At 60.7% G+C, this 25,092-nt stretch carries 21 protein-coding genes; 15 read left to right on the top strand and 6 right to left on the bottom strand.

The window, feature by feature from the left end; translation table 11 throughout:
• Positions 1–12: 12 nt before the first annotated feature.
• On the bottom strand, positions 13–1,521 hold the full coding sequence (locus HBJ59_RS31880; RefSeq protein ID WP_076013555.1) for an amino acid ABC transporter permease/ATP-binding protein: 1,509 nt from the start codon (positions 1,519–1,521) through the stop codon (positions 13–15).
• A 16-nt stretch (positions 1,522–1,537) separates the two neighbouring features.
• Entirely contained in the window at positions 1,538–2,383 is an 846-nt protein-coding gene (locus tag HBJ59_RS17585) for a transporter substrate-binding domain-containing protein (protein ID WP_167664248.1), read from the bottom strand.
• Between the two features lie 264 nt (positions 2,384–2,647).
• Here HBJ59_RS17585 and HBJ59_RS17590 point away from each other — a divergent pair, with 264 nt between their 5' ends.
• The 8 genes from HBJ59_RS17590 (at position 2,648) to HBJ59_RS17625 (ending at position 11,546) form a co-directional block, all read left to right on the top strand.
• Positions 2,648–4,048, top strand: a complete 1,401-nt coding sequence (locus HBJ59_RS17590) for a DHA2 family efflux MFS transporter permease subunit (protein WP_167664249.1) — start codon at positions 2,648–2,650, stop codon at positions 4,046–4,048.
• Between the two features lie 118 nt (positions 4,049–4,166).
• Entirely contained in the window at positions 4,167–5,126 is a 960-nt protein-coding gene (locus tag HBJ59_RS17595) for an AraC family transcriptional regulator (protein ID WP_076013553.1), read from the top strand.
• 85 nt (positions 5,127–5,211) lie between these two features.
• Entirely contained in the window at positions 5,212–6,588 is a 1,377-nt protein-coding gene (locus HBJ59_RS17600; protein WP_167664250.1) for a Rieske 2Fe-2S domain-containing protein, read from the top strand.
• Positions 6,585–7,073 carry a benzoate 1,2-dioxygenase small subunit gene (gene benB, locus HBJ59_RS17605; RefSeq protein ID WP_167664251.1) on the top strand — a complete coding sequence of 163 codons (489 nt, stop codon included), beginning with the start codon at positions 6,585–6,587 and terminating at the stop codon, positions 7,071–7,073. The genes HBJ59_RS17600 and benB overlap by 4 nt, the downstream gene beginning before the upstream one ends.
• 10 nt (positions 7,074–7,083) lie before the next feature.
• Positions 7,084–8,106 carry a benzoate 1,2-dioxygenase electron transfer component BenC gene (benC, locus tag HBJ59_RS17610; protein ID WP_076013550.1) on the top strand — a complete coding sequence of 341 codons (1,023 nt, stop codon included), beginning with the start codon at positions 7,084–7,086 and terminating at the stop codon, positions 8,104–8,106.
• A 10-nt stretch (positions 8,107–8,116) separates the two neighbouring features.
• Complete coding sequence (locus HBJ59_RS17615) at positions 8,117–8,878, top strand: 1,6-dihydroxycyclohexa-2,4-diene-1-carboxylate dehydrogenase (RefSeq protein ID WP_167664252.1); 762 nt, start codon at positions 8,117–8,119, stop codon at positions 8,876–8,878.
• Between the two features lie 55 nt (positions 8,879–8,933).
• A complete protein-coding gene (locus HBJ59_RS17620; RefSeq protein ID WP_076013548.1) occupies positions 8,934–10,268 on the top strand; it encodes an MFS transporter in 1,335 nt (444 codons plus the stop codon).
• A gap of 30 nt (positions 10,269–10,298) precedes the next feature.
• The gene (locus HBJ59_RS17625; protein ID WP_167664253.1) at positions 10,299–11,546 is read left to right on the top strand and encodes an OprD family porin; all 1,248 of its coding nucleotides are present in this window, start codon (positions 10,299–10,301) and stop codon (positions 11,544–11,546) included.
• Here the strand turns inward: HBJ59_RS17625 and HBJ59_RS17630 are convergent.
• Positions 11,543–11,761: a DUF2790 domain-containing protein gene (locus tag HBJ59_RS17630; RefSeq protein ID WP_167664254.1), complete on the bottom strand. Its 219-nt coding sequence runs from the start codon at positions 11,759–11,761 to the stop codon at positions 11,543–11,545. The genes HBJ59_RS17625 and HBJ59_RS17630 overlap by 4 nt on opposite strands.
• Positions 11,762–11,871: 110 nt before the next feature.
• On the opposite strand from HBJ59_RS17630, the gene HBJ59_RS17635 reads away from it, so the two are divergent.
• Complete coding sequence (locus tag HBJ59_RS17635; RefSeq protein ID WP_167664255.1) at positions 11,872–12,795, top strand: LysR family transcriptional regulator; 924 nt, start codon at positions 11,872–11,874, stop codon at positions 12,793–12,795.
• A 91-nt stretch (positions 12,796–12,886) separates the two neighbouring features.
• The gene (locus tag HBJ59_RS17640; protein WP_167664256.1) at positions 12,887–13,720 is read left to right on the top strand and encodes an oxidoreductase; all 834 of its coding nucleotides are present in this window, start codon (positions 12,887–12,889) and stop codon (positions 13,718–13,720) included.
• 8 nt (positions 13,721–13,728) lie between these two features.
• On the opposite strand, the gene HBJ59_RS17645 is transcribed toward HBJ59_RS17640, so the two are convergent.
• Positions 13,729–14,643 (bottom strand): LysR family transcriptional regulator, encoded by a 915-nt coding sequence (locus tag HBJ59_RS17645; protein ID WP_003217142.1) that lies wholly within the window; start codon positions 14,641–14,643, stop codon positions 13,729–13,731.
• A gap of 248 nt (positions 14,644–14,891) precedes the next feature.
• On the opposite strand from HBJ59_RS17645, the gene HBJ59_RS17650 reads away from it, so the two are divergent.
• From HBJ59_RS17650 to pgm, 4 genes are all read left to right on the top strand, one after another.
• Positions 14,892–15,914 (top strand): zinc-dependent alcohol dehydrogenase family protein, encoded by a 1,023-nt coding sequence (locus HBJ59_RS17650; RefSeq protein ID WP_076013528.1) that lies wholly within the window; start codon positions 14,892–14,894, stop codon positions 15,912–15,914.
• A 654-nt stretch (positions 15,915–16,568) separates the two neighbouring features.
• A complete protein-coding gene (locus tag HBJ59_RS17655; protein ID WP_167664257.1) occupies positions 16,569–17,990 on the top strand; it encodes a hypothetical protein in 1,422 nt (473 codons plus the stop codon).
• Between the two features lie 24 nt (positions 17,991–18,014).
• Positions 18,015–19,424: a PLP-dependent aminotransferase family protein gene (locus tag HBJ59_RS17660; protein WP_076013526.1), complete on the top strand. Its 1,410-nt coding sequence runs from the start codon at positions 18,015–18,017 to the stop codon at positions 19,422–19,424.
• Positions 19,425–19,523: 99 nt separating this feature from the next.
• Positions 19,524–21,170, top strand: coding sequence for a phosphoglucomutase (alpha-D-glucose-1,6-bisphosphate-dependent) (pgm, locus tag HBJ59_RS17665; RefSeq protein ID WP_167664258.1), 1,647 nt, complete (start codon positions 19,524–19,526; stop codon positions 21,168–21,170).
• A gap of 125 nt (positions 21,171–21,295) precedes the next feature.
• Here the strand turns inward: pgm and HBJ59_RS17670 are convergent, their stop codons facing one another.
• The gene (locus HBJ59_RS17670) at positions 21,296–21,991 is read right to left on the bottom strand and encodes a pirin family protein (RefSeq protein ID WP_167664259.1); all 696 of its coding nucleotides are present in this window, start codon (positions 21,989–21,991) and stop codon (positions 21,296–21,298) included.
• Between the two features lie 218 nt (positions 21,992–22,209).
• Between HBJ59_RS17670 and HBJ59_RS17675 the strand changes: the two genes are divergently transcribed.
• Positions 22,210–24,678: a UvrD-helicase domain-containing protein gene (locus HBJ59_RS17675; RefSeq protein ID WP_167664260.1), complete on the top strand. Its 2,469-nt coding sequence runs from the start codon at positions 22,210–22,212 to the stop codon at positions 24,676–24,678.
• 106 nt (positions 24,679–24,784) lie between these two features.
• Here the strand turns inward: HBJ59_RS17675 and HBJ59_RS17680 are convergent, their stop codons facing one another.
• Entirely contained in the window at positions 24,785–25,057 is a 273-nt protein-coding gene (locus HBJ59_RS17680) for a DUF1652 domain-containing protein (protein WP_076013522.1), read from the bottom strand.
• Between the last annotated feature and the right edge of the window lie 35 nt (positions 25,058–25,092).

A 25,092-nucleotide genomic window follows, 5' to 3' on the forward strand; every position in this document is an offset into this window, starting at 1 on the left:
GGCTCCTTGGGCTCACGCCAGTTGGACGTCTTTGAGGAACTTGGTCATGCGTTCGCTGCGTTGTTCGAGCATTTCACGCGGCGGGGCGTCCTGAATAATCTCGCCGCCTTCCATGAACACCACACGATCGGAGAGCTTGAACGCGAAGTTCATTTCATGGGTCACGATGACCATGGTCATACCTTCGCGAGCCAGCTCTTCGATCACCGCGAGTACGTCGCCCACCAGCTCCGGGTCGAGGGCTGAGGTGGGTTCGTCAAACAGCATCACCGACGGCCGCATCGCCAAGGCGCGCGCAATTGCCACACGCTGCTGTTGGCCGCCGGACAATTGATGCGGGTACTTGCCGGCGTGCTCCAGCATGCCGACCTTGCGCAGCAGGGCCAGGCTCAACAGGCGCAGTTCTTCGCCGCCCCCATGGGCATGGTAGACGGGCGCGAGCATCACGTTCTCAAGGGCGGTTTTATGCGGGAACAGGTTGAACCCCTGGAACACCATGCCGACATGCACGATGCCGCGCATATGCACCTTGTGACCCAGCGCACCCTGGGGCTCCTGAGTGCCACGCAGGAACGGCTGGCCTTGCAGGGTGATTTCGCCACGGTCCAGGCTTTCGAGGCCGTTCATGGTGCGAATCAACGTAGTCTTGCCCGAGCCCGACGGGCCGATGATCGACACCACCTCGCCCCAGCGCACATTCAGTTCGACACCCTTGAGCACTTCCAGCTCGCCATAGGCCTTGCGCACTGCGCGGGCCTGCAACGCAAACTCGCCGGGCTCGGCCTGGCCGGACGCACGACGCGTCGCCACCTGGTCGAGTTCAGCGGGCGCGATTGCCTTGGGTTTGCGGCGGGTCACGTCCAAGTGGTTTTCAAGCACCCGCAGCAGCCAGCTGAACACCGTCACGATGAACACGTAATAGAATGCCACGGCCAGCATGGTCTCCATCACCAGGAAGTTCTGGGTGTAGAGCTGTTGGCCCACCAGCAGGATTTCCGAGAGCGAAATCACCGACACCAGCGAGGTCAGCTTGACGATGGTGATGTATTCGTTGGCCAGTGTCGGCAATGCCACCCGCAGCGCCTGGGGCACCACGATCAGGCGCTGCACGCCGCGATAACCCACGCCCAACGCCTTGCCGGCTTCGCGCTGCCCCTTGACCACCGCCAGCAAGCCGCCCCGATGAATCTCGGCGATGTAGGCCGCCTCACTCAATACCAGGGCGATCAGGCCCGCGGAGTAAGGGTTGGACAACACCACGCTGGTGGACGGAAACACCTGGGGCAGGTTGTAGACAAAGATCAATAGAACCAGTAACGGCAGGCTGCGGAAGAACCAGATGTAGACCCCGGCGCAATCCCGCAGCCAGCGCCGTTCAGACTGCCGGGCCAGGGCCAGGAAAAACCCCAGCACAATGCCCAGCAGCCAGGTTTCCAGGCTCAGTTCGACCACAGTGCCGACGGCGCGCCAGAAGTCGCCGTTCCACAACAGGCCCAGGGTGTAGTGCCAATCGAATTGCATAAAGGTGCTCCGCGTTTCAGTTACCCAGTGCCGCAGTGATTTCGGCGGCGTTCGGCTCGGCCAGGTTGTAGCGCGCAAGCAGATTGCCGTAGCTGCCGTCCTGCTTGATCTGGCTCAGGGCACCGGTCAGTTCCTGGAGCAGTGCCGGGTTTTCTTTACGCACTGCCAGGCCGACCACCACCGGGTAGATCAATTCGTTTGAGCTGATCACGGTTTTGCCTTGCAGTTTTTCCACAGTGATCTTGGCGACCGCCGCGTCTTCCATCTGCACGTCGACCGCTTGGGCGAGCAGGGCCTGGGCGGCTTCCGGAGACGTCGGGAACTCACGCGACTCGATCGCCGGCTTGCCCGCAGGGAGGCAGTAGTCCGCCGAAACCTTGTTCAGCTTCGGCACCCACGACGCGCCCTTGATCGACCCGACGCGCTTGCCGCACAGGTCTTCCGGGCGTTGGGGTTTGAAGTCACCGGCGCTGAGCACCATCAGCGAAGAGCCGGTCTTCAGGTAGCTGAGGAAATCCACCTGTTTGGCGCGCTCGGGCGTGACATACAGCGCCGAGGCCACCACGTCGAAACGCTGCGCGTTGACGCCGAGGATCAGGTTGGCGAAACGGGTGTCGAGAAAGCGCGGTTTCAGCCCCAGTTGCTTGCCCATCAACTGCATGAACTCCGGGTCGAAACCGGCGGGGGTCTTTTGCTCAAGGTAGGTGTAAGGCGGGTAGGTGAGGTCGGAGCCGATCGACAGCTCGCCCTGCTTGAGGGTGCCCTTGACCTCGGCAGCCGACAGTAGCGGTGCCACACACGCCAGGGTGATCGCTAGCCCCAGGGTGCGCTTGGTGTTCTTGCCCTTCAGACCTTTTTGCATGTTTGTCGCCTCGGTTGCTGGATTCAGGGGTAGTCGTGATTGTTCAACAATCCTGTATTAGTGGGTAAGCGTTTATCGTGCCAAGTAGATTGATTAAGGGTTTTTTGATGAGTTTTGATGGGAGGCGAGGGCTTTTTTTGTAGGCGCGCACACCAATTCGGGGCGATTCGTTACCACGCGCTACGTTGTGGGGCGGGAATATTGCGGGGCATCACGCACGTACTTATTGATAAAGTGCCGCTACGAAACCCTGAGTGAACAGCAATGACGTCGATCTCCCAACGCCGCTCAACCTTGATTGCCTTGTTGGTCGCCGTCACCTTTTTCATGGAGAACCTGGACGCCACGGTGATCGCTACTGCGTTGCCGGACATCGCCAAAACCTTCGGGGTGGGCGCGGTGGACGTGAACATCGGCATGAGCGCCTACATGCTCGCCGTTGCGGTGTTTATTCCCATCAGCGGCTGGCTGGCCGACCGCTTTGGGTCGCGGCGGGTATTCGGTTCGGCGATTGTGCTGTTCAGCGTGTCGTCATTGCTGTGCGGCTGGAGTGACAGCCTCGAAACCTTCGTTGCCGCGCGCGTGTTGCAGGGCATCAGCGGGGCGATGATGGTGCCGGTGGGGCGCCTGGCGGTGCTGCGTAGCACCGAGAAAAAAGACCTGGTGCGGGCGATTTCATTTATCACCTGGCCCGGCCTGGTGGCGCCGATACTCGGGCCGCCGGTGGGCGGGTTTATCGTCACCCACGCGTCCTGGCCGTGGATTTTCTACCTCAACCTGCCGCTGGGCCTGCTGGCGTTGATTGCGACGCTGGTATTGATCCCCAAGCACGACGAGGTCACTGCCCGCACCTTCGATTTCAGCGGTTTCCTGCTGGTGGGCGTCGCCAGCGCGGCGCTGTTGTACGGTGTCGAACTGCTCGGGCAAAGCCGTGGCAGCCTGTTGCAGGGCCTGTTGCTCAGTGGCGCAGGCGTGATGCTCGGTGCCTTTGCCTGGCGCCATATGCGCCGGCATGCCCAGCCGTTACTGGCGTTGGGTGTGGTGAGCGTGCGCACCTTCAGTGTGTGCCTGTGTGGCGGGTCGATTTTCCGGGTGGCCATCAGCACCTTGCCGTTCCTGCTGCCGTTGATGTTTCAACTGGCGTTCGGTCTCTCGGCCTTCGATGCGGGATTGCTGGTGCTCGCGGTATTTGCCGGCAATCTGGCGATGAAGCCGTTCACCACCTGGGTAATGCAGCGTTGGGGTTTCCGTCCGGTGTTGATGATCAACGGCATCCTTGGCGTACTGGCGATTGCCGCCTGTGCGTTGCTGGATGAGCGCATGAGCTGGGCGCTGATCCTGTTCATTCTGTTCGTCGGTGGGCTGTCACGCTCCATGCAGTTCACCTTGTTCAACACCCTCGGGTTTGCCGATATACCCAAGGCGCAGATGAGCGATGCTTCAACCTTGTTCAGTATGTTTTTCCAGCTGAGCATGGCCATGGGCGTGGCGATTGGCGCGCTGTTGTTACGTTTTGCCATGAATTTTCACGGCAATACCGGGCAGGCCGCCACCGCCGATTTCCAGCTGACGTTTCTGTTGGTCGCGGTGATTGCCGGCGTGGCGTTGCTGGATAACCTGCGCTTGCCGCCCCAGGCCGGGGAGTCGGTACTGCAACGCAAGTGAACCCACGATACCTTCGGGGTATGAAGCAACACCTATTGAATATTGGACGGTTTGCGTCCCCCGCATCACTCTGCGGTGAAGTACACACGCAGGGCCCATAACAATAAAAGGCGCAACCATGACCGTGCTATTGAGTGAGCGCAGCCAGATTTTCGATCGTGCAGATGCCTATGCCGTGTCCGACTACGTCAACCAGCACGTAGGCAGCCACTGCATCCGCCTGCCCCCCAAGGGCCGCCCGCAGGCGAGCATCAGTCACCGGACCTTCTCCAGCCTGGACCTGTGCCGCATCAGCTACGGTGCGCCGGTGCGGGTGACGTCGGTGGCGCTGGAAACCATCTACCACCTGCAAATCCTGCTGCACGGCCACTGCCGCTCGAACTCCCGTGGCGAAGAGCAGGTGCTGGGCCCGGGGGAAGTGCTGCTGATCAACCCGGATGACCCGGTGGACCTGACCTATTCCGCCGACTGCGAAAAATTCATCGTCAAAGTGCCGGTTCGCCTGCTGGAAAACGCCTGCCTTGAACAGCACTGGACGTTACCGCAGCCGGGCATCCGTTTTGCGGCGCCGCGCCATGCACTCACTGAAATGGGCGGGTTCCTGCAACTGCTGGGGCTGATCTGCCACGAGGCCGAAAACGCCGCCGAGCCGGAAGTGCAGGGCCTGTATGAGCGCATCGTCGCCAATAAGTTATTGGCGCTGCTGGCCAGTAACGTCCTGCGGGTGATCCCGCGGCCCGATCAAGGCGGCGGCTTTGAAGCGGTGCGCCAGTTTATCGAGGAGCACCTGACGGACGACATCAGCGTCGAACAACTGATGGCCATCGCCAGGGTCAGCGAGCGGTCGCTGTATACCTTGTTTGAACGCCAGGTCGGCCTGTCGCCCCGGGACTACATGCGCCAACGCAAGCTGGAGCGGGTGCACACCATGCTGCAACTGGCCACGGCGCGCAGCGTCACCGAGGTGGCGCTGGATCACGGGTTTGTACACCTCGGGCGGTTCTCCGAAGCCTATCGCAAACGCTTCGGCGAGTTGCCCTCGCAGACATGGAAGCGTCGGCTTGCGCCAGGCGGATAGCGAATTGCAGTCAGCGGATATTGAGGGGTAGGGCAAGCACATAAGGTGGTGGGGCCTGATACAAGAACAACCGAGGGCCTACCCCATGATCAGCACATTCGACCGACTCGCCCGACAACTGCGCGACTCCGTCCAGGAAGATCCCGCCACCGGGGTGTTCCGCTGCCGCCGCGACATCTTCACCGACCCCGACCTGTTTGCCCTGGAGATGAAGCACATTTTCGAAGGCGGTTGGATCTACCTGGCGCATGAAAGCCAGGTGCCAGAGATCAACGACTACTTCACCACCTGGATTGGCCGCCAGCCCGTGGTCATCACCCGCGACAAGCAAGGCACGCTGCACGGCCTGGTCAACGCCTGCGCCCACCGTGGCGCCATGCTCTGCCGCCGTAAACAAGGCAACAAAGGCTCGTTTACCTGCCCGTTCCACGGCTGGACCTTCAGCAACGCCGGCAAGCTGCTCAAAGTGAAAGACGCCAAGACCGGCGCCTATCCCGACAGCTTCGACTGTGACGGCTCCCACGACCTCAAGCGCCTTGGCCGTTTCGAAAACTATCGCGGCTTCCTGTTCGGCAGCCTCAGCGAGACGGTACCGGAACTCAGCGACTACCTGGGCGAAACCCGGGTGATCATCGACCAGATGGTCGACCAGGCACCGCTGGGCCTGGAAGTGCTGCGGGGCAGTTCGTCGTATGTGTATGACGGCAACTGGAAGCTGCAGATCGAAAACGGCGCCGATGGTTATCACGTCAGCTCCGTGCACTGGAACTACTCGGCGACCATGGGCCGCCGCAACTACGAAGCCGAAGGTACGCGCACCGTCGACGCTAATGGCTGGTCGAAAAGCCTGGGCGGCGTCTATGCCTTCGAGCACGGGCATATTCTGCTCTGGACGCGCCTGCTCAACCCCGAAGTGCGCCCGGTGCATGCTCACCGTGAAGCGCTGGCCGAGCGTCTGGGCCAGGAACGTGCGGACTTTATCGTCGATCAAACCCGCAACCTGTGCCTCTACCCGAATGTGTACCTGATGGACCAGTTCTCCACGCAGATCCGCGTGGTGCGGCCAATTGCGGTAGACAAGACCGAAGTCACGATTTACTGCATGGCGCCCAAGGGCGAAAGTGCCGAGGAACGCACCACGCGCATTCGCCAGTACGAAGACTTCTTCAACGTCAGCGGCATGGGTACGCCGGACGACCTGGAAGAGTTCCGCGCCTGCCAGACCGGCTACCAGGGCGCGACCACCTTGTGGAATGACCTCAGCCGCGGCGCGAAACAGTGGGTGGAAGGCGCCGACGAAAATGCCAAGGCCATGGGCATGAACCCGCAGCTAAGTGGCGTCAAAACCGAGGACGAAGGGCTGTTCGTGCGCCAGCACGCCCACTGGGCCCAGAGCCTGCAACGCGCTATTGAGCGTGAGCAGCAAGGCTTGATCGCCACGGACAAGGAGGTGCTGTCATGAGTGCTTCCCGCGACCGCCTGCTGGACTTTCTGTACCGCGAAGCGCGCCTGCTGGATGACCGCCAGTGGGACGAATGGCTCGAATGCTATTCACCCAAGGTCGAGTACTGGATGCCGGCCTGGGATGACCAAGACACCCTGACCGAAGACCCCCAGAGCGAAATTTCGCTGATCTATTACCCCAGCCGCGACGGCCTGGAAGACCGCGTGTTCCGGATCAAGACCGAGCGCTCCAGCGCCAGCACCCCGGAGCCGCGCACCGCGCACCTGATCACCAACCTCGAAGTGCTGGCCGATGACGGGCAACACGTGGAGCTGCGTTTCAACTGGCAAACCCTCAGCCATCGCTACAAGAGCACGGATACGTACTTCGGCACCTCGTTCTATCGCCTGGACATCCGCGCCGAACAGCCGCTGATCACGCGCAAGAAGGTGGTGCTGAAAAACGACTACATCCATCAGGTCATCGATATCTACCACATCTGAGGACACGCCCATGACGTACTCCATTGCCCTGAACTTCGAGGACGGAGTGACCCGTTTCATCGACTGCAAGGTGGGTGAAAAGGTCCTCGACGCGGCCTTTCGCCAACGTATCAACCTGCCCATGGACTGCTCGGACGGTGTGTGCGGCACCTGCAAATGCCGCTGTGAAACCGGCGCCTATGACTTGGGCGACGACTATATCGAAGACGCCCTGAGCGAGGATGAAGCCGGCGAGCGCCAGGTGCTGACCTGCCAAATGGTGCCGCAATCCGATTGCGTGATTGCCGTGCCGGTGCCGTCCGGTGCGTGCAAGACCGGCACCGCGCAGTTTGCCGCGACGGTGGCGAGCATTACCCGGCATGCCGATGCCGCCCTGGAGGTGAGTTTCGAGCTGGACCAGGCGCCGGTGTTCCTGCCGGGCCAATACGTGAATATCGGCGTGCCCGACAGCGGGCAGACCCGCTCTTATTCCTTCAGCAGCAAGCCCGGTGACAAACGCGCCAGCTTCCTGATCAAGCATGTGCCCGGCGGGCTGATGAGTGGCTGGCTGGACCGCGCCCGGCCGGGCGACGCCGTACCGATGACCGGACCACTGGGCAGTTTCTACCTGCGTGAAGTGGCGCGGCCGTTGTTGTTGCTGGCGGGCGGCACCGGGTTGGCGCCGTTCCTGTCGATGCTCGAAGTGCTGGCCGAACGTGGGGAAACCCGGCCGGTCAGGCTGATCTACGGCGTGACGCGGGATCAGGATTTGGTGATGGTCGACGTGCTGGAAGCCTTCGCCAAACGCCTGCCCAATTTCAGTTTTGTCAGCTGCGTGGCCGACCCACAGACAGCGCATCCGCAGCAGGGCTATGTCACCCAACACATGGCCGACGACGTGCTGAACGACGGCGACGTGGATGTGTACCTGTGCGGGCCGCCGCCGATGGTCGATGCAGTACGCCAGCACTTCAAGAACCAGGGCGTAACGCCCGCCAGCTTCCATTACGAGAAGTTCACACCCAACGCCATCGTCACCGGCGACGCCGCCTGAGGAAAGCCCCATGAACCCACGTTTCAACACCAAGGTCGCGCTGGTGACCGGCGCCGCCCAGGGGATCGGCCGGCGTGTCGCCGAGCGTTTGCTGGAAGAGGGCGCCTGGTTGGTGGCGGTCGACCGCTCGGAGCTCGTGCATGAGTTGCAGCATGAGCGGGCGCTGGTCCTCACTGCCGACCTTGAACAGCACGCCGAATGCGCGCGCGTGATGGCCGCCGCAAAGGCGCGATTCGGGCGTATCGACATTCTGGTCAACAACGTCGGCGGGACCATCTGGGCCAAGCCGTTCGAACATTACGCCGAGAACGAAATCGAGGCTGAAGTGCGTCGTTCGCTGTTTCCGACGCTGTGGTGCTGCCATTGCGTGCTGCCCTACATGCTGGAGCAGGGCAGCGGCGCCATCGTCAATGTCTCGTCCGTCGCCACCCGTGGGGTGAACCGCGTGCCGTATGGCGCGGCCAAGGGCGGCGTGAACGCCCTGACCGCATGCCTGGCCCTGGAGACCGCCGGCAGCGGCATTCGGGTCAATGCCACCGCGCCGGGTGGCACCGAAGCACCACCGCGCCGGATCCCGCGCAACAGCCAGCCCCAGAGCGACCAAGAGCGCGTCTGGTACCAACAGATTGTCGACCAGACCCTCGACAGCAGCCCGATGAAGCGCTACGGCAGCATCGACGAACAAGCCGGCGCGATTCTGTTTCTCGCCTCCGATGAGGCTTCTTACATCACGGGCGTCACCTTGCCGGTAGGAGGCGGCGACCTCGGCTGACCCATCGCTGTACCTGCAGACACTGACTCACAACAACAATAAAGAGAGCATTGCCATGCGTACCCATGACGTTAATTCGATTATCGACAACGCCCGTTTCAACCGTTTCCACTGGTTGGTAGTCAGCCTGTGTGCCTTGCTGTTGATCTTTGACGGGTATGACTTGTTTATCTATGGCGTGGTCTTGCCATCGATCATGACGGAATGGGGGCTGACGCCCTTACAGGCCGGCGCGCTGGGCAGTTACGCCCTGTTTGGCATGATGTTCGGAGCGCTGATCTTCGGTAGCCTGGCGGACAAGTTTGGTCGCCGCAAAGGCATCGCCATCTGCTTTGCGTTGTTCAGCGTCGCCACCGTGATTAACGGTTTTGCCAGCAGCCCGACTGAATTTGGTATTTGCCGGTTTATCGCCGGGCTTGGCTGCGGCGGGCTGATGCCCAACGCGGCCGCACTGATTACTGAATACGCGCCGAAGAAAATGCGCAGCATCCTGATGGCAGTGATGTTCGGCGGTTATTCGCTGGGCGGCATGCTCTCGGCCGGGGTCGGGATTTTCATGTTGCCGCGTTTCGGTTGGCCGTCCATGTTCTTCGCGGCGGCCATCCCGCTGCTGCTCATGCCATTGATTGTGTATTGGCTGCCCGAATCCATCGGGTTCCTTATCCGTCAGGGCCGACAGGAGCAGGCGCGTGCGCTGCTCAAGCGCCTGTCGCCGCACATTTCGATCAACCCGGAAGATGAGCTGCACATCAGCACCGGAAAAGGCAAAGGTGCCTCCGTGTTGGAGTTGTTCCGCCATGGACTGGGCCTGAGGACGGCGGCGATCTGGGTCGCGTTTTTCTGCTGCCTGTTGATGGTTTACGCCTTGAGTTCCTGGCTGCCCAAGCTGATGGCGGGTGCCGGTTACAGCTTGGGGTCGAGCCTGTCCTTCCTGCTGGCGCTGAACTTTGGTGGCATTGCCGGGGCGCTCGTCGGCGGCTGGCTGTGTGACCGGCTTAACCTGGTGAAGGTGGTGATCGGCTTCTTCATCGCCGCGCTGGTTTCCATCAGCCTGCTGGGGATCAATAGCCCGATGCCGGTCTTGTATCTGCTGATCTTTTTTGCGGGCGCCACCACCATTGGCACACAGATCCTGCTGTACGCCGGTGCCGCACAACTCTATGGCTTGAACATTCGAGCCACTGGCCTCGGCTGGGCTTCCGGTATTGGCCGCACGGGCGCCATCGTAGGTCCGCTGTTGGGCGGCGCACTGATGGGCATTGAGTTGCCCCTGCACCTGAACTTCATGGCCTTTGCCATTCCTGGGGCTATCGCGGTGCTGGCGATGACGGGGTACGCCCTGAATGAACGTCGAGGCCGGCCAGAGGTGGTCGCCGCCCCGGCGCAATAACTGTCGATAACAATAACTAAGAGCAACGACATGAATACACAACGTATCTGGCTGTCCCTGTTGGGCATGCCCCTTGCGGCGACGGCGGCTGAGGGTGGTTTTTTCGCAGACTCCACAGCCACCTTGCAGGCCCGCAATTACTATTTCAGCCGCGACTTTTCGGACATCGTGGGCGCCAACAAGCAATCAAAGGCGCAGGAGTGGGGCCAGGGTTTTATCCTGACCTACAAATCCGGCTATACCCCGGGGCCCGTGGGTTTTGGTTTGGATGCCCTAGGCACCCTGGGGCTCAAACTCGACAGCAGCCCGGACCGGACCAATACCGGCTTGCTCCCGGTCAAGGGCGATGGCAGTGCCCCGGACGACTACAGCCGTTTGGGCCTGACCTTCAAGGCGAAACTCTCCAAAACCGAATTGAAGGTTGGCGAACTGCAACCCAACCTGCCGGTATTGGCCTTCAGTGACATTCGCCTGTTGCCGCCCAGCTACCAGGGCGTGAGTGTCAGCTCCGGCGAAATCGCGGGCCTGACGCTACAGGCCGGGCATTTGACCACCACCAGCCTGCGCAACGAAGCCGGCGACGAGAAGATGATCGCCATGCTCGGCCATGTGCCGCAACGCGGGGCAGAAAGTGATGCGTTCAACTATGTCGGCGGCGACTACACCTTCAACACCAACCGCACCAGCGTCAGCTACTGGCATGGCCAACTCAAGGACATCTACCGCCAGGACTTTGTGGGCCTCAAGCACAGCCAGCCGATGGGCGACTGGATACTCGGCGCCAACCTCGGCTACTACGATGCCCGGGAAGACGGCGACAAACTGCTCGGCAAGATCGACAACCAGGCGTTTTTCTCGCTGCTGTCGGCCAAGCATGGCGGCCATATCTTCTACGTCGGCTATCAAGCCATGTACGGCGACAGTGCGTTCCCACGGGTCTTCGCCAACATCTCGCCACTGGGCAACGAGGTGCCCACCTACGAGTTCGCCTACACCGACGAACGCTCCTGGCAAGCGCGGTACGACTACGACTTCGCGGCGCTGGGCATACCGGGGCTGACCACCACCGTGCGCTATATCACTGGTAATAACGTGACCACCGGCGCCGGTTACGAAGGCAAGGACCGCGAGCGCGACCTGGATATCGGCTATGTGGTGCAAAGCGGCACGCTGAGCGGCCTGGGCATCCGGGTACGTAACGTCATGGCCCGTTCAAACTACCGCAGCGATATCGACGAGAACCGGCTGATCCTCAGTTACACCTGGAAGCTGCTTTAAACCCCGCCCTGGCACGTACCCATGACCTGGTAGTTGACGGTGTGGCTGACGCCCTGGCTGTCGAGATAAACCATCGTCGCCGGTTCTACCTGGCAACTGCCGGGCACGGGTGTGAGTGAAACAATGCGCTGGATATCCGGCGCTTCACTGATGCCGGCCGCCATGGCGCCGGTGGCGGTGAAGAGCAGGATCAAGCTGAGCCATTTGATATTCATGATGAGTCCCTCTGTGAGTAGGGTTCATTTTAGTGATTGCCACAGCGGGATAAAGACAGGAACAGGTGAATGACTCGTACGTATCAGGTAGCAATCGAGGGGCAGTGCTGATGGATCTGCTCAATGGGATGCAGGTGTTCGCCCGGGTTGTCGACACAGGCAGCTTTGCTGCGGCGGCCGAGGCTCTGGACATGTCCGGCGCACACGTGTCGCGGTTGATCGCCGAGCTGGAAAAACACCTTGAGACCCGCCTGTTGCAACGCACCACCCGACGCCTGAGCCTTACCGACTCAGGCGAGCGGTTCCTGCTGCGCTGTCGCGACATTCTTGAGGACGTGAGGGAAGCCACCGCGGAGGCCAGCGGCGCACACCTCAACCCGCGCGGGCGGTTGCGGCTGCATTGTATGAGCGGGCTTGGCGTGCTGATCACCCCGTTGATTGCCCGCTACAGCGAGCAATATCCGGATGTGTCCATCGAGCTGACCCTGTCACAGCACAACCCGGACCCGCTGGAAGAGGGCCACGACGTGGTGATCTCCATCGCCCATTCATTGCCGGATTCAGCGCTGGTCAGCCAGACGGTGGGGCAGTTGTTCAGCGTACTGTGTGCGGCGCCGGGGTATCTGGCCAGATACGGCGTGCCCGAGAGTCCGCAGCAACTGGTGCAGCACCGACGCTTGCACCTTCAGGATTTCCAGGAGGATGTCTGGGTGTTCAAAGGTGAAGAGGGCGAGGTTGCGATTGCGCCGGGGGACACCTTCAGGACCAACGTGGCGGATGCGATGGTCAAGGCGACGCAGGAAGGAATGGGCGTCAGTTTGTTGCCGTTTTTCAGTGCAAGTGCGGCACTGCGGGAAGGTTCGCTGGTACGGCTGTTGCCCGACTATCGGCTAAGGGAGCGCAGCATTTTCGCGGTGTATCCGTCGAGGCGTTTTTTGGATGCCAAGGTGCGCACGTGGGTCGCGTTTTTGCAGCTGCAATTGCCGGTGTTGCTGGCGGAGCAGGTGAACGTGATTGAGGCTCCCCGAGGCTAATAGGAATAGGCAAACCTCATAGAGTTACCGGCATAGGTCGACAGTGCTTACCTGACTACCATGGGGGCACATCCACCGAGAGCCATTTTTCATGAGTACTCAAAAAACACTGTTCATCACCGGCATCAGCAGCGGCTTTGGCAAAGCGCTGGCAGCAGAGGCGTTGGCTGCCGGCCACCGAGTCATCGGGACTGTGCGCAATGAGACGGCCCTGCAGGCGTTCGAAGCGTTATCGGCGGAACGCGCCCATGGCGTAATTCTGGACGTCACGGACTTTGAGCGGATCGACAGCGTCGTCGCCGAGGTGGAGACCCGCTTCGGCCCGGTGGACGTCCTGGTGAACAATGCGGGTTACGGCCATGAGGGGATTTTTGAAGAGTCGCCGCTGGAGGACATGCGCCGTCAGTTCGACGTCAATGTGTTCGGCGCCGTTGCCGTGACCAAGGCCTTCGTGCCGTACTTCCGCCAGCGCCGCCGTGGGCACATCATCAACATCACGTCCATGGGCGGCACCATCACCATGCCGGGTATCGCCTACTACTGCGGGAGCAAGTTCGCGCTGGAAGGCATCTCCGACACCCTGAGCAAAGAACTCCGGCCGTTCAACATCTTTGTCACGGCCGTGGCGCCGGGTTCGTTTCGCACCGATTGGGCCGGACGGTCCATGCAGCGCACGCCCCGCAGCATTGCCGACTACGATGCGAGCTTTGATCCGGTGCGCAAGGCGCGGGAAGAAAAAAGCGGCCATCAATTGGGTGACCCACAAAAAGCCGCGCAGGCGATGTTGACGCTGATTGCCAGCGACAACCCACCGGCGCATTTGCTGCTGGGCAGTGATGCGCTGGGTTATGTGCGGGAAAAACTGCTGCAATCCCTGCGGGATATCGATCAGTGGGAGGCGCTGACGCGTTCTACGGATGGTTAAGTCATGGGTCAGAGGCTGTCCGGATCCCCAAAGAACATCTGAATCCGCGACCGCAACCACCGTTCCCCCGGATCATTGTCCTGAGACCCACGCCACGCCATGTGCAATTCAAACGTACGCACTGGCAACGGCGGCTCTTCCGCCCGCAAGCCACCCGCTGAAGTCAACGCCTCAGCCGCATAGTCCGGCACGGTCGCGACAATATCGGTACCCGCCAGCAACGTCCCCAGTCCATTGAACTGCGGCACAGCCAGTACCACATGGCGCTTGCGGCCAAGCTTCTCCAGCTCTTCATCGAGAAACCCGCTCAAATCCCCGGCAAACGACACCAGGGCATGGGGCCGGGCGCAAAAGTCATCCAGGCTCATGGACCCAGGCATGCTGTCGGCCCGCAGCAGCATCGGCTTGCTGCGGCGCAGGACCTTGCGCTTGGCGTTGGCCGGCAAATCGGTGGTGTAGCTCACGCCGATGGAGATTTCCCCGGAGGCCAGCAGCCCGGGCATCAGGATGTAGTTGACGCGGCGCACCACCAGCACGATGCCGGGGGCTTCGGCCCGCAGGCGTTTAAGCAGCAGTGGCAGCAGGGCGAATTCGACGTCGTCCGACAGGCCGATGCGGAATACGGCGGTGCTGGTGGCCGGGTCGAACTCCGATGCGCGGCTGACGGCCGTGGAAATCGAGTCCAGGGCCGGGGAGAGCAGGGCGAAGATTTCGACCGCACGGGCCGAAGGCTCCATGCTGCGCCCGGTACGCACGAACAACGGGTCGTCGAACAGGCCGCGCAGGCGTGACAACGCCGCGCTGATGGCCGGTTGGCCAAGGAACAATTTCTCGGCAGCGCGGGTCACACTGCGCTCATGCATCAAGGTTTCGAATACGATCAACAGGTTGAGGTCGACACGACGCAGGTCGTTACGGTTCATCTTGTGTCCCAGGCGGCGTCAGTAAACTTGACGGGAGCGGTCATATAAGAACAATGACCGGCATGAATCTTACGGGGAAAGGCTGGTACTCTGCACCGGCTAATTCAGTTTTCCTACATGGCTTGGTGCGTTTTCCGTATGTGCGGAATCAATGACAGGCATGTCGACTATTAATGGCGACCGGTGGCCTTGCTCCGAAAGCCCAGATAGAGTTCATGGCAATAGAGGTTACTTTGACGAGGTTTGCGATGTCCCGCACGATCCGTTTTCACAAGTTTGGTCCGGCCGAGGTGCTCAAATGCGAAGAGCATGCAGCCGCTAAGCCCGCATCGGGCGAAGTGCAGGTGCGCGTCGAAGCGATTGGCATCAGTTGGTACGACATTCTGTGGCGCCAGAACCTGGCGTCGTCGCATGCCCGTCTGCCATCAGGCCTGGGCCATGAAATGGCCGGTGTGGTTGTGGCCGTAGGCGAGGGTGTCGACGACCTGGCGGTGGGTGACAAGGTCGCCAGCTTCCCGGCCGAGAGCCCGAATGATTACCCGGTGTATGGCGAACAAATCGTCCTGCCCCGTTCGGCCTTGACCCGTTACCCGGACGTCTTGAGCCCGATTGAAGCCAGCGTGCACTACACGCCGCTGCTGATTGCGTACTTTGCGTACATGGACTTGGCGCGGGTCAAACCCGGGCAGTTTGCCCTGGTGACGGACGCCAGCCACTGTGCCGGCCCATCGTTTGTGCAACTGGGTAAAGCCCTGGGTGTGCGGGTGATTGCCGCCACCAAGACCAGCGATGAGCGCGAGTACCTGCTGTCCCTCGGGGCAGAAAAGGTCATCGTCACCGAAGAGCAGGACCTGCTGATGCAAATCAACAAGTTCACCGACAACCGCGGCGTTGACGTGGTGTTCGATGGTTTGGGTGGCCCGCAGATGTCGCTGCTGGGCGATGTGTTGGCGCCCCGTGGCAGCCTGGTGCTGTACGGCCTGCAAGGTGGCAACCAGACGCCATTTCCGGCCTGCGCGGCGTTCCAGAAGAACATTCAGTTCTTTGTGCACTGCATCGGCAACTTCACCGGCAAGCCGGAACTGGGCATCATCCAGGACCAGGTTGCCTTGCAGCGAGCCTTGCGTGACATCAACCAACTGACCGCCGACAAGGTGCTGGTACCGCTGAAGACCACGGTGTTTCCGTTCAGCCAGTTCGTTGAAGCGCACCGTTATATGGACGAATGTCCGTGCCGTGAGCGCGTCGCCTTGCAGGTAGAAGCTGTTTGATCTGTGGGAATATTCTCAAGCGAGTATTCCTTCCCCCGGGCGCATGGGGCAAATGCGCCATTTGACAGGATTTAACCTGCCCACCGTTTTAATCGGGACTTCAGCGTTTTAGCCCGATAAATCACCTTGCTGCCCCTCACGCCGCCCTGAATCCCAGTGCGGCGTTGTCGTGTCTGGGGGGTCGATACCCGATGCCTGCGCTCATCTGAACTGGTTTCAGGCCCGGTTCTGTATCTGTTAATCAGGATTCAAGCGCTGATAATTGCTCCCTCACTTTCATCTCAAGGATTGAGCAATGATTGAATATCTGAAGTCACCCCATGCGTTCATTAAATCCAATAAAGCGCTGTATGCCCGCTCAGGCGAAAAACCATTATTTAAGTTGGTTGCGTCAGATGCTTCTTTAGTTTGTAAGTTAAGACGGTGTAGGAAGTTGTCAGAACAATCCTAAGACCGCCGGTGTTAGCACCGCCGACTCGAAGCGTGCCGCGTTTCCGGGACTGGAAGCCCCGAAGCGCCCATTGGCAGGCAGGGTGCGGTGCTAATCTCCATTGAATGTCACATGTTGCAACGCCCCTACAGAAACAACAGTCAGGCAAACACCGTTAGTTAACGGTTGCCCGACACTGATATTTCAACTCAGGTAGTAGAACTATGAGCGCTATTCACGAACAAGCCATGAACTATGTCTATCAACAAGTATTACAACGCTTGGTTGGACATTTTTCTCGAACAGAACGCACCTCGCTTCAATTATTGATTCAACGAATCGTGGTGGCGGCAGGCGGCATGGAGCGGATCGGTGAATACAAGGTGCTGTTCGCTCACGGCGCTGGCGCTGGCAGCAGCTACGCCTTGACCTTGCTGCGTGCGGCGCAGCTGACACTCGCGGGCCGGGCGCCTCGCACCTTTCAATTACGCGTCGCCACACTGCGCCACGCAGGCATGACGCAAACGGCGCTGGATACATTGCATCGCGGCTACAGCGCGCTGTTTGTGCATGACGACCCGCGTGTGGAACTGCTGATGGTGGAAAACCAGGAAGTGTTGCCGTTCAACCACCTGCGGCCGGCCTCCGCCACGGCGCGCGATACCAGTCGGCGCAACATGCTGATGGTGGGGCACCTGACCTCGGGAGACCTGCGCCAAACCCTGTGCAACGACGCCTACCTGGCCCTCGGCGACTTCTATCAGCGTGTGAGCACATGGGATGGCGGCGTGCACGCGATGGTCAGCGGTGATTCCCCACGCAAGCAACGCGAGTACCTGGCGTGGTTGAAAAAGGCTGCGCTGGCGGCGGGTGCAGCGGTTCCGGCGCGGCAGCCTATGGTGCTCAGCGGATTGTTCGCGCGCATGGACGAGTGGAGCAGCGCTTATTACTCCGATGTCTACGGCGAGCACTATGTCGCCGTCGATGCGTCCGACAAGGACACCGACCGTCCCCTGGCCTACATCGGCATTGCGGACCTGATGGAAGCCGTCGAATACCCGTCCGGCCCGTTGTTGCGGCAGTTCCTGGCTTATCAGCCGGAAGAGTTTGGCTTTCACTTCAGTCATCCAGCCTACGCGAACCCATTGCTGATGGCCCACCTGCGCGGCTTGCAGGCAGAGTGCCTGCGGGAACTGAGCTATGAAGAGGGCGCCTTGGGCTTTGTGCAGCAGGCCACGTTGTTTATGCGGCGCAAGCAGATTCCCGAGCAGCTGATAGCCCAGGCCGGCAGCCAGGATGGCCGCGCCTTGTCGGCCGACTACGCCCAGGCGCTGTTCGGGCTGGATGAAAACCAACTGAACTGCCTGATGTTTTCGCCGTTCATCCGTCATGGCGAGCGCCTCGAAAGCTTTTTGCGCCAATGCCACCCCGGCATGTTGGTGGCACTGCCCGAGCTGCACAAGGCGCTGCAAGGCAAGCCGGTGGCCGAGATGCTCATGCAATGGGCGATCGACATCAGCGGATTGCCGATCGACCTGTTGCAACATCTGTATCGCAAGCGGCCTGCCATAGCGGCTGCGTGTGTGGCCGCAGGGCCGCAGCAAGAAGCGCCCGCCCTGGCAACCTGCCAACTGGCAGGGCGTTGAGGGGGTGACGACGGGTAAACAGCGATGAACCTCAAGGACGACAGCCAAACCGACTTCGCTTACCAGGCGGTTTATCGCTACATGATCAACCTCATCAGTGAGGTCGGCACCGACGCCCGGGTAAAATTGCCGTCATTGCGGCAATTGTCTCAGCGCCTGAATGTGTCGATCTCGACCATCCAATACGCTTACTCGTTGCTGGAGAAGGAAGGGCGGGTCTATTCGGTGGCCAAGTCGGGCTATTACGCCTGGCCGGTGTTGAATAAGCCGCCCAGTAGCAGTGGTGACCTGCTGGAGCGCCTCTATGCCAGTGCACGACGCCCCGGCATGCTGGTGCTCAGCGCCGATGAACCGGCACTGGGGGCGTCTCTGGACGGTGCGTTGTTGTTGCTGGAGCGCGAACTGTTGCGTCACTACCCGCGCCATTTGCAGCCATGGTCGCAGCCGTGCGGCGTCTGGGAATTGCGCGCGGCACTCGCGGCACGCTACACCTCGTCTCCAACCCGCTGCTGGCAGGCGGATGAGGTGTACATCGGCGCCGATCTGCGCGGAGTGCTGGAAATCCTGATTGAGGTGCTGGGGCTCAAGGGCGCTGCCGTTATTGTGGAATCACCCTGTGACTGGTTGATTCTGCGGTTGTTGCAGGGCGCAGGCGTGAAGGTCCTGGAACTACCGTTCACGGCGGACGGCGGCCTGGATCAAGGGTTGCTCGAGCAATTGCTCAGCAATGAACCGGTTCAACTGGCGTTGCTCTCCTCGGGCATCAGCCAGCCGTCAGGCATCGTCCTGTCCACTCATGACCGCCTGCACTTGGTACGGTTGCTGAACCAGCATGGCTGTTGGTTGTTAGAAAATGACAGCCATGGCGAACTGGGCTTCGAGCAGCCAACCACTGCCTTGCGGGACCTGGCGAACCCCGAGCGGCTGATGGTGTTTTCCACCTTCGAGAAAGTGCTCGGGCCTGAAGCGCCGTTTGGTTATTTGCTGTCCCGGCACTTGAGCGGCGAGCTGCAACGCCTGTTCCTGCTGCGCGAGTTCCGGTTGTCCTCTATCCGCCAGCGGGCGATTGCGCGGCTCTACCTGAGCGGGCGGATCGACCAGCATCTGCGGGAGTTACGCCCGCAACTCAAAGAGCAGGCCCGGCTGATGAGCCTGCGCCTGGACGAGCATCTGGGGGATCAAGTGAGCTACCAAATGCCTGCCGCTGGCGCCACCTTCTGGTTGCGCTCAACGGCGGCGGTGGACATGCGCCAGGTGTTCCAGCGCCTGCTCGGCCGGCAGGTGGTGATCGCGCCGGGTGAGTTGTTCAGCGTCAGTGGCCTGCACCGCCAGCATTTGCGGCTGAGCCATACCTTCGACGGGGCGCATAACCTGGAGAACGCCCTGGGTGAGCTGGCTCAGGCGCTGAGGCAGACACAGACCAGCGCCGAATGAAATTTCCCTGATTGTTGTAGGATTTATAACGTCGCGGAGCAGTCCAACTCTCAGTAAACTGCACTTTTTTCCGAATCCTTCTCTTTCAGAGGTTTATGCATGACTCTCAGTCCTTTTGCGGGCAAGCCGGCACCAGCTCAACTGCTGGTAGACATCCCGCGACTGGTAACGGCCTATTACACCGGCCAGCCTGATGCAGCGATCTCCACCCAGCGCGTCGCCTTTGGAACCTCCGGGCATCGCGGCAGCTCGTTCGACTTGAGCTTCAACGAATGGCACGTGCTTGCCATCAGCCAGGCTATTTGCCTTTACCGTGAAGCCCAAGGCATCAACGGCCCGTTATTTGTCGGCCTGGACACCCACGCGCTGTCCACCCCAGCCGGCGCCAGCGCCCTGGAAGTGTTGGCCGCCAATGGCGTACAGGTGATGTTGGCCGAGGGCGACGAGTACACCCCGACACCGGCGATTTCCCACGCCATTATTTGCTACAACCGTGGCCGCACCAGCGGCCTGGCCGACGGCATCGTGATCACGCCGTCCCACAACCCGCCGCAAAGCGGCGGCTACAAGTACAACCCGCCGAATGGCGGCCCGGCCGACACTCACATCACCAAGTGGATCGAAGCCAAGGCCAATGAATTGCTGGCCAATAAACTGTCCGGGGTCAAGCGCATCACCCACGCCCAGGCCTTGAAGGCCGACACGACCCATCGTCACGACTACCTCAACACCTACGTGGCCGACTTGGTCAACGTCATCGACTTTGATGCGATCCGCAGCGCGGGCCTGCGCCTGGGCGTCGATCCGCTGGGCGGAGCAGGGGTGCGCTACTGGTCGGCCATTGCCGAGCACCATCGCTTGAACCTGGACGTGGTGAACACCGAAGTCGATTCCACCTTCCGCTTCATGAGCGTCGACTGGGACGGCCAGATCCGCATGGACCCGTCCTCCAGCTACGCCATGCAAGGCTTGATCGGCCTCAAGGACCGTTACGACGTGGCCTTCGCCTGCGACCCGGACCACGACCGCCACGGCATCGTGACGCCATCCGGTGGCTTGCTCGCGCCGAACAACTACCTCGCGGTGTCTATCGATTACCTGTTCCAGAACCGCCCTGAGTGGCGTGCTGATGCTGCCGTGGGCAAGACCGTGGTCAGCAGCGGCCTGATCGATCGCGTGGCCAAGCGCATTGGCCGTCGCCTGTACGAAGTGCCGGTGGGCTTCAAGTGGTTTGCCGACGGCCTGTTCGACGGCTCCCTCGGTTTTGGCGGTGAAGAAAGCGCCGGTGCGTCGTTCCTGCGCAAGGACGGCAGCGTGTGGAGCACCGACAAGGATGGCTTGATCCCGGCGCTGCTGGCCGCAGAGATGACTTCCCGCAAAGGCCAGGACCCGAGCCAGATCTACCGTGGGCTGACTGACGCGTTGGGCGAACCGTTCGCCATTCGTGTGGATGCCAAGGCCACCCCCGCGCAGAAAGCCTTGCTGGGCAAGCTGTCGCCGGACCAGGTGACGTCCACGCAGTTGGCGGGGGAAAGCATCCAGCAGATCCTCAGCCACGCGCCGGGTAACGACCAGGCGATTGGCGGGCTGAAAGTGATGACTGAAAACGGCTGGTTTGCCGCACGGCCATCGGGTACTGAGGACATCTACAAGATCTACGCCGAGAGCTTTATTGGCGAGGATCACCTCAAGCAACTGGTGGAAGAGGCGCAGGTGTTGGTGGACGGGGCGATCTCGGCTAACTAGAGCTGTAACAACTGTAGGAGCGAGCTTGCTCGCGAAGGACTTTAACGATGACGCGGGCTTTCTGAAAACACGCGGCGCTCTTTAGTTTTTCGCGAGCAAGCTCGCTCCTACAGGGGTGTTTAGCGTCAGGCGAGGTCGACCAACACGATCTCGCTGTCTTCAATCGCCGTCACCCGCAATACCTGCTCATCCTCAACCGCTACACCGTCTCGAGCGTGTGCACGCAAGCCGTTGACTTCAATCACTCCGGTCGCCGGCACCAGGTACGCCCGGCGTCCGCTGTCCAGGCGATACTCCGCGCTTTCACCGGCTTTCAAGTTGGCTGCCACCAGGCGTGCATCCGCACGAATGCGCAGGCTTTCGCTGTCTCCAGCCTTGCCACTGGCCAGGGTCACAAAACCTTCGCGGTCACCCTTCGGAAACGGCTTGGCGCCCCATGACGGCGGCAAACCCGCCTCATTGGGAATAATCCATATCTGAAAAATCTTGGTCGGCGTGGCTTCCAGGTTGTATTCGCTGTGGGCAATCCCGGTGCCGGCGCTCATCACCTGTACGTCGCCGGCCTCGGTACGGCCCTTATTGCCCAGGTTGTCGGCATGGCTGATGGCGCCTTCACGCACATAGGTGATGATTTCCATGTCCCGGTGCGCGTGTTGCGGGAAGCCGGTGCCCGGTGCAATGAGATCATCGTTCCATACCCGCAGGTTGCCCCAGTGCATGCGCTTTGGGTCGTGGTATTCGGCGAAGGAAAAGTGGTGGTGAGCGTCCAGCCAACCGTGATTGGCGCCGCCCAGGGTATTGAAAGGTCGAAGTTCAAGCATGATCGTCTCCTGTGGATGGGAGCCATGATCCAGCAGCACCCATTCGATAAAAAGCGTAAAAAATGCAGGATTCCTATCGAATGCTTCGATGCCGATGCTCAAGACGTATCTTCACTTCATCGCCTAACTGCATGAGCCCAAAGCAATTGGCTGGAACTGAGGGGCATTTGCGGCGAACATAGCGCTCTAGTCCGAGTTAAAGCCTCGCAGGAGTCCGCGTGCCGCAACACACCCCCGATCTGCCTCCCGAACTGCGGCCACTGGCCGAAATGCCCCTGTTGAAACGGCTCGCCGCCCGATTATTCGGACATGGCCTGACCCGCTTGCGTGCCCAGCACCGGTTTTCCTGGTTGCATGGCCAGGCCGATGGCTTTCGAAGTGGCCACACGGCCGGCGTGGAGTATGGCTATAAGGAAGGCAAGGCAGAGGGTATCGAAGAAGGCCGCCAGGTCTTGCTGATCCGTGACTTCCGGCCGGATGAACACACCGCGCCGGGTGTCGACGACAGCTTGTTCGACGATTGGCGCCTGCCGCTGACCGCCGAGCTGAAAAAACGTATCAAGGCCGACGTCGCGCGCCTGCTGCCAGCCCATGCCCAGCCGAGCACGGCCCAGTGGAAGATGATCTTCAGCGACACGCCGTCCACCTCGGTAATTGCCGGCGCCGGCGCCGGTAAATCCACCTCGCTGGTGCTGCGTATCCTGCTGCTGACCCATTACCTGGGCTTTGAGCTGAGCTCGATGACGGTGGTGACCTTCACCCGCGAATCGCGCAAGGACTTCATCAACAAACTCATGGAAATTCTCGCCTTGTGGGGTCAACCCCTTGGTATGAAAGAAGCCCAAGCCGTGGTGCGCACCTTTCACTCGCGCATTCTGCCGATGGTCCGCAGCCTGCCGGGCCTGGAGCGGTTGCAAGCGTTTGAGAACCTCAACGCGCGCACCGAAGCGGGCTTTGATGAGGCTGACAGTAATCCCTTCGAATTGCGCATCAACGACGTCCAGCGCCAGCAACTGAATGCCTGCTACCACCAGTTGCATGGTCGTCACGAACGCTTCCGCGAACTGATTGCCCCGTTGGCGCGCCACGCCCTGCAACTCAAGGAACTGGAGCGGGATCACCCTGACGTGCAGAAACGCGTGGCCGTTACCGAGCTGGCCGCCAAGCGCGATGAAGAACTCTGTGATGTGATCGAAGACCTGTGGTTTCGCGCCGGCGCCTGGCCGATCAAGGGCATCGAGCCCAATCGCCAGACCTTCGATATCAACGGTGCGCAGTTTCACTGCCATGGCTACATTGCCGAGCTGGATGCCTGGGTAGTGCTGGGCTTCGACCCTCGGGAAAATGCCCAAACCAGTCGTCCCGGCGCCAAGCTGTCCGTGCGCGCAGAGTGGGCGGTAAAGCGCACCCTGTTTCAAGCTTTCTGCCGTAAGCCACTGATATGGCTTGATAACTACGAGTCATCCAGGCGTCTTCTGAGCAGCTTGGCCGGCGATGCAACAGCGGGCCCGGGCTTCGATTACAAGGTCAAGGGCGAGCTGGCTTCGGCGCCACTACTGGACAGCTTTGTCGCCGCCGCCGGGTTTATCGAGAACCTGGGGCTGGATGTGCCCACCGCCGTGGGCAAGATGAGCTTTGCTAAGGACGATCCAGACCGTTTTTACTTCGAGGCGCTGAGCATTTTCTGGAAAGCCCTGGAAGACCACTTGTTGGATCAATCGCCACCGGTCATGACCTACAACCGGATGTTCTCGCTGTTTGGCGAAAACACCCCGGAAAACCTCAAGCTCCTGAACGACAGCCTGCTGCGGCCGATGTCGCACCTGATGATCGACGAGTTTCAGGACGTGTCGCCGCAGATCGTCTCGTGGATCCGTGCCAGCCTGCGGGAAATTCGCAGTCGTGGCCCGGCCATGCACGTAGGTCGTGGCGCCCAGCGTTCCTCGCTGTTGTGCGTGGGGGATGACTGGCAGTCGATCTATGGCTGGCGGGGTAGCTCGCCAAAGTACTTCATGGAGTTCAACAAGGAATTCCCGTCACCCACCACCACGCGGGTGATGCTGGGCGAGAACTACCGCAGCCATCAGCACGTGATCGATGCTGCCGAACACATCGTGCGTGCTGCCCCGGCCATCAGCGGCAAGAAAGCCAAGGCCAGTGGAACCTCGAAGGAATTGGTGCCGGTCAGCGTGCGTGATCGTGACGATGCGGCGTTGGGCCAGCAACTGCTGGCGCACTATCAAAAAGGTGATTCGGTATTAATGCTGTATCGAAAAAGTAGCGATAAGTCATTGATTCAAGAGCATATTCAGGCTGTAGTTAATCTGGATTCTAGCTTGCCGTATGGCGATCGCCGTCTGAAGCAACTGACCTATCACAGCGCCAAGGGCCTGCAAGCGGATGCGGTATTCCTGTTGGGCGACTGCCAGCACTTGACCAGTTCGCCGTACAAGAACCAGGTCTACCGCATGGCGGGCCTGGGCAAGGATGGCGATACCGACGCTTACGACAGCGCGCAAAAAGACGAAGTACTGCGCCTGGCCTATGTGGGGATTACCCGGGCAGTGAGTCATTGCTACTGGTATGTCGACGCGCAGGATGGCCAAGGGGTGAATGTGCCGAAGGCCTCGGATCGGGTTGCCGGGGACAAGCCGTTTTTTGATGATCAGCGCATCAGCAAATCATAAAGGGGGACGTTGAATCACGTGGCGAGGGAGCTGGAGTGCACAGCGCTCCTAGGATTTTGGGGCTGCTACGCAGCCCAGCGGGAGCAAGCTCCCTCGGCACACCAGATCAAGCCCGCAGCGACAGCGGCGGCACAAACGACTCCAGCTCATCCTCTACGGCCTCGATGATCCGCTCCACATCAGCGGCATTCATCACCGTGGCACAAGGGATGCCGGCAATCGCAATCAGGGTTTCTCCGCTGGCGCGGTCGAACAGGCGGGCGATCATGCTGCCGGGAGCATCCATGCTCGCCTCAAAGCCCAGTGGATGAAAATGCCAGCGCATCAGCTGGCAGGCGTTGGGGAATGTCACTTTGTTCATCTTGCCCACCTTGTTCATTGAGCACTTCCTTTAGCTCGCTGCAGGGGCGCCAT

This window comes from Pseudomonas sp. AN3A02, assembly GCF_011765255.1.
Lineage (GTDB): Bacteria > Pseudomonadota > Gammaproteobacteria > Pseudomonadales > Pseudomonadaceae > Aquipseudomonas.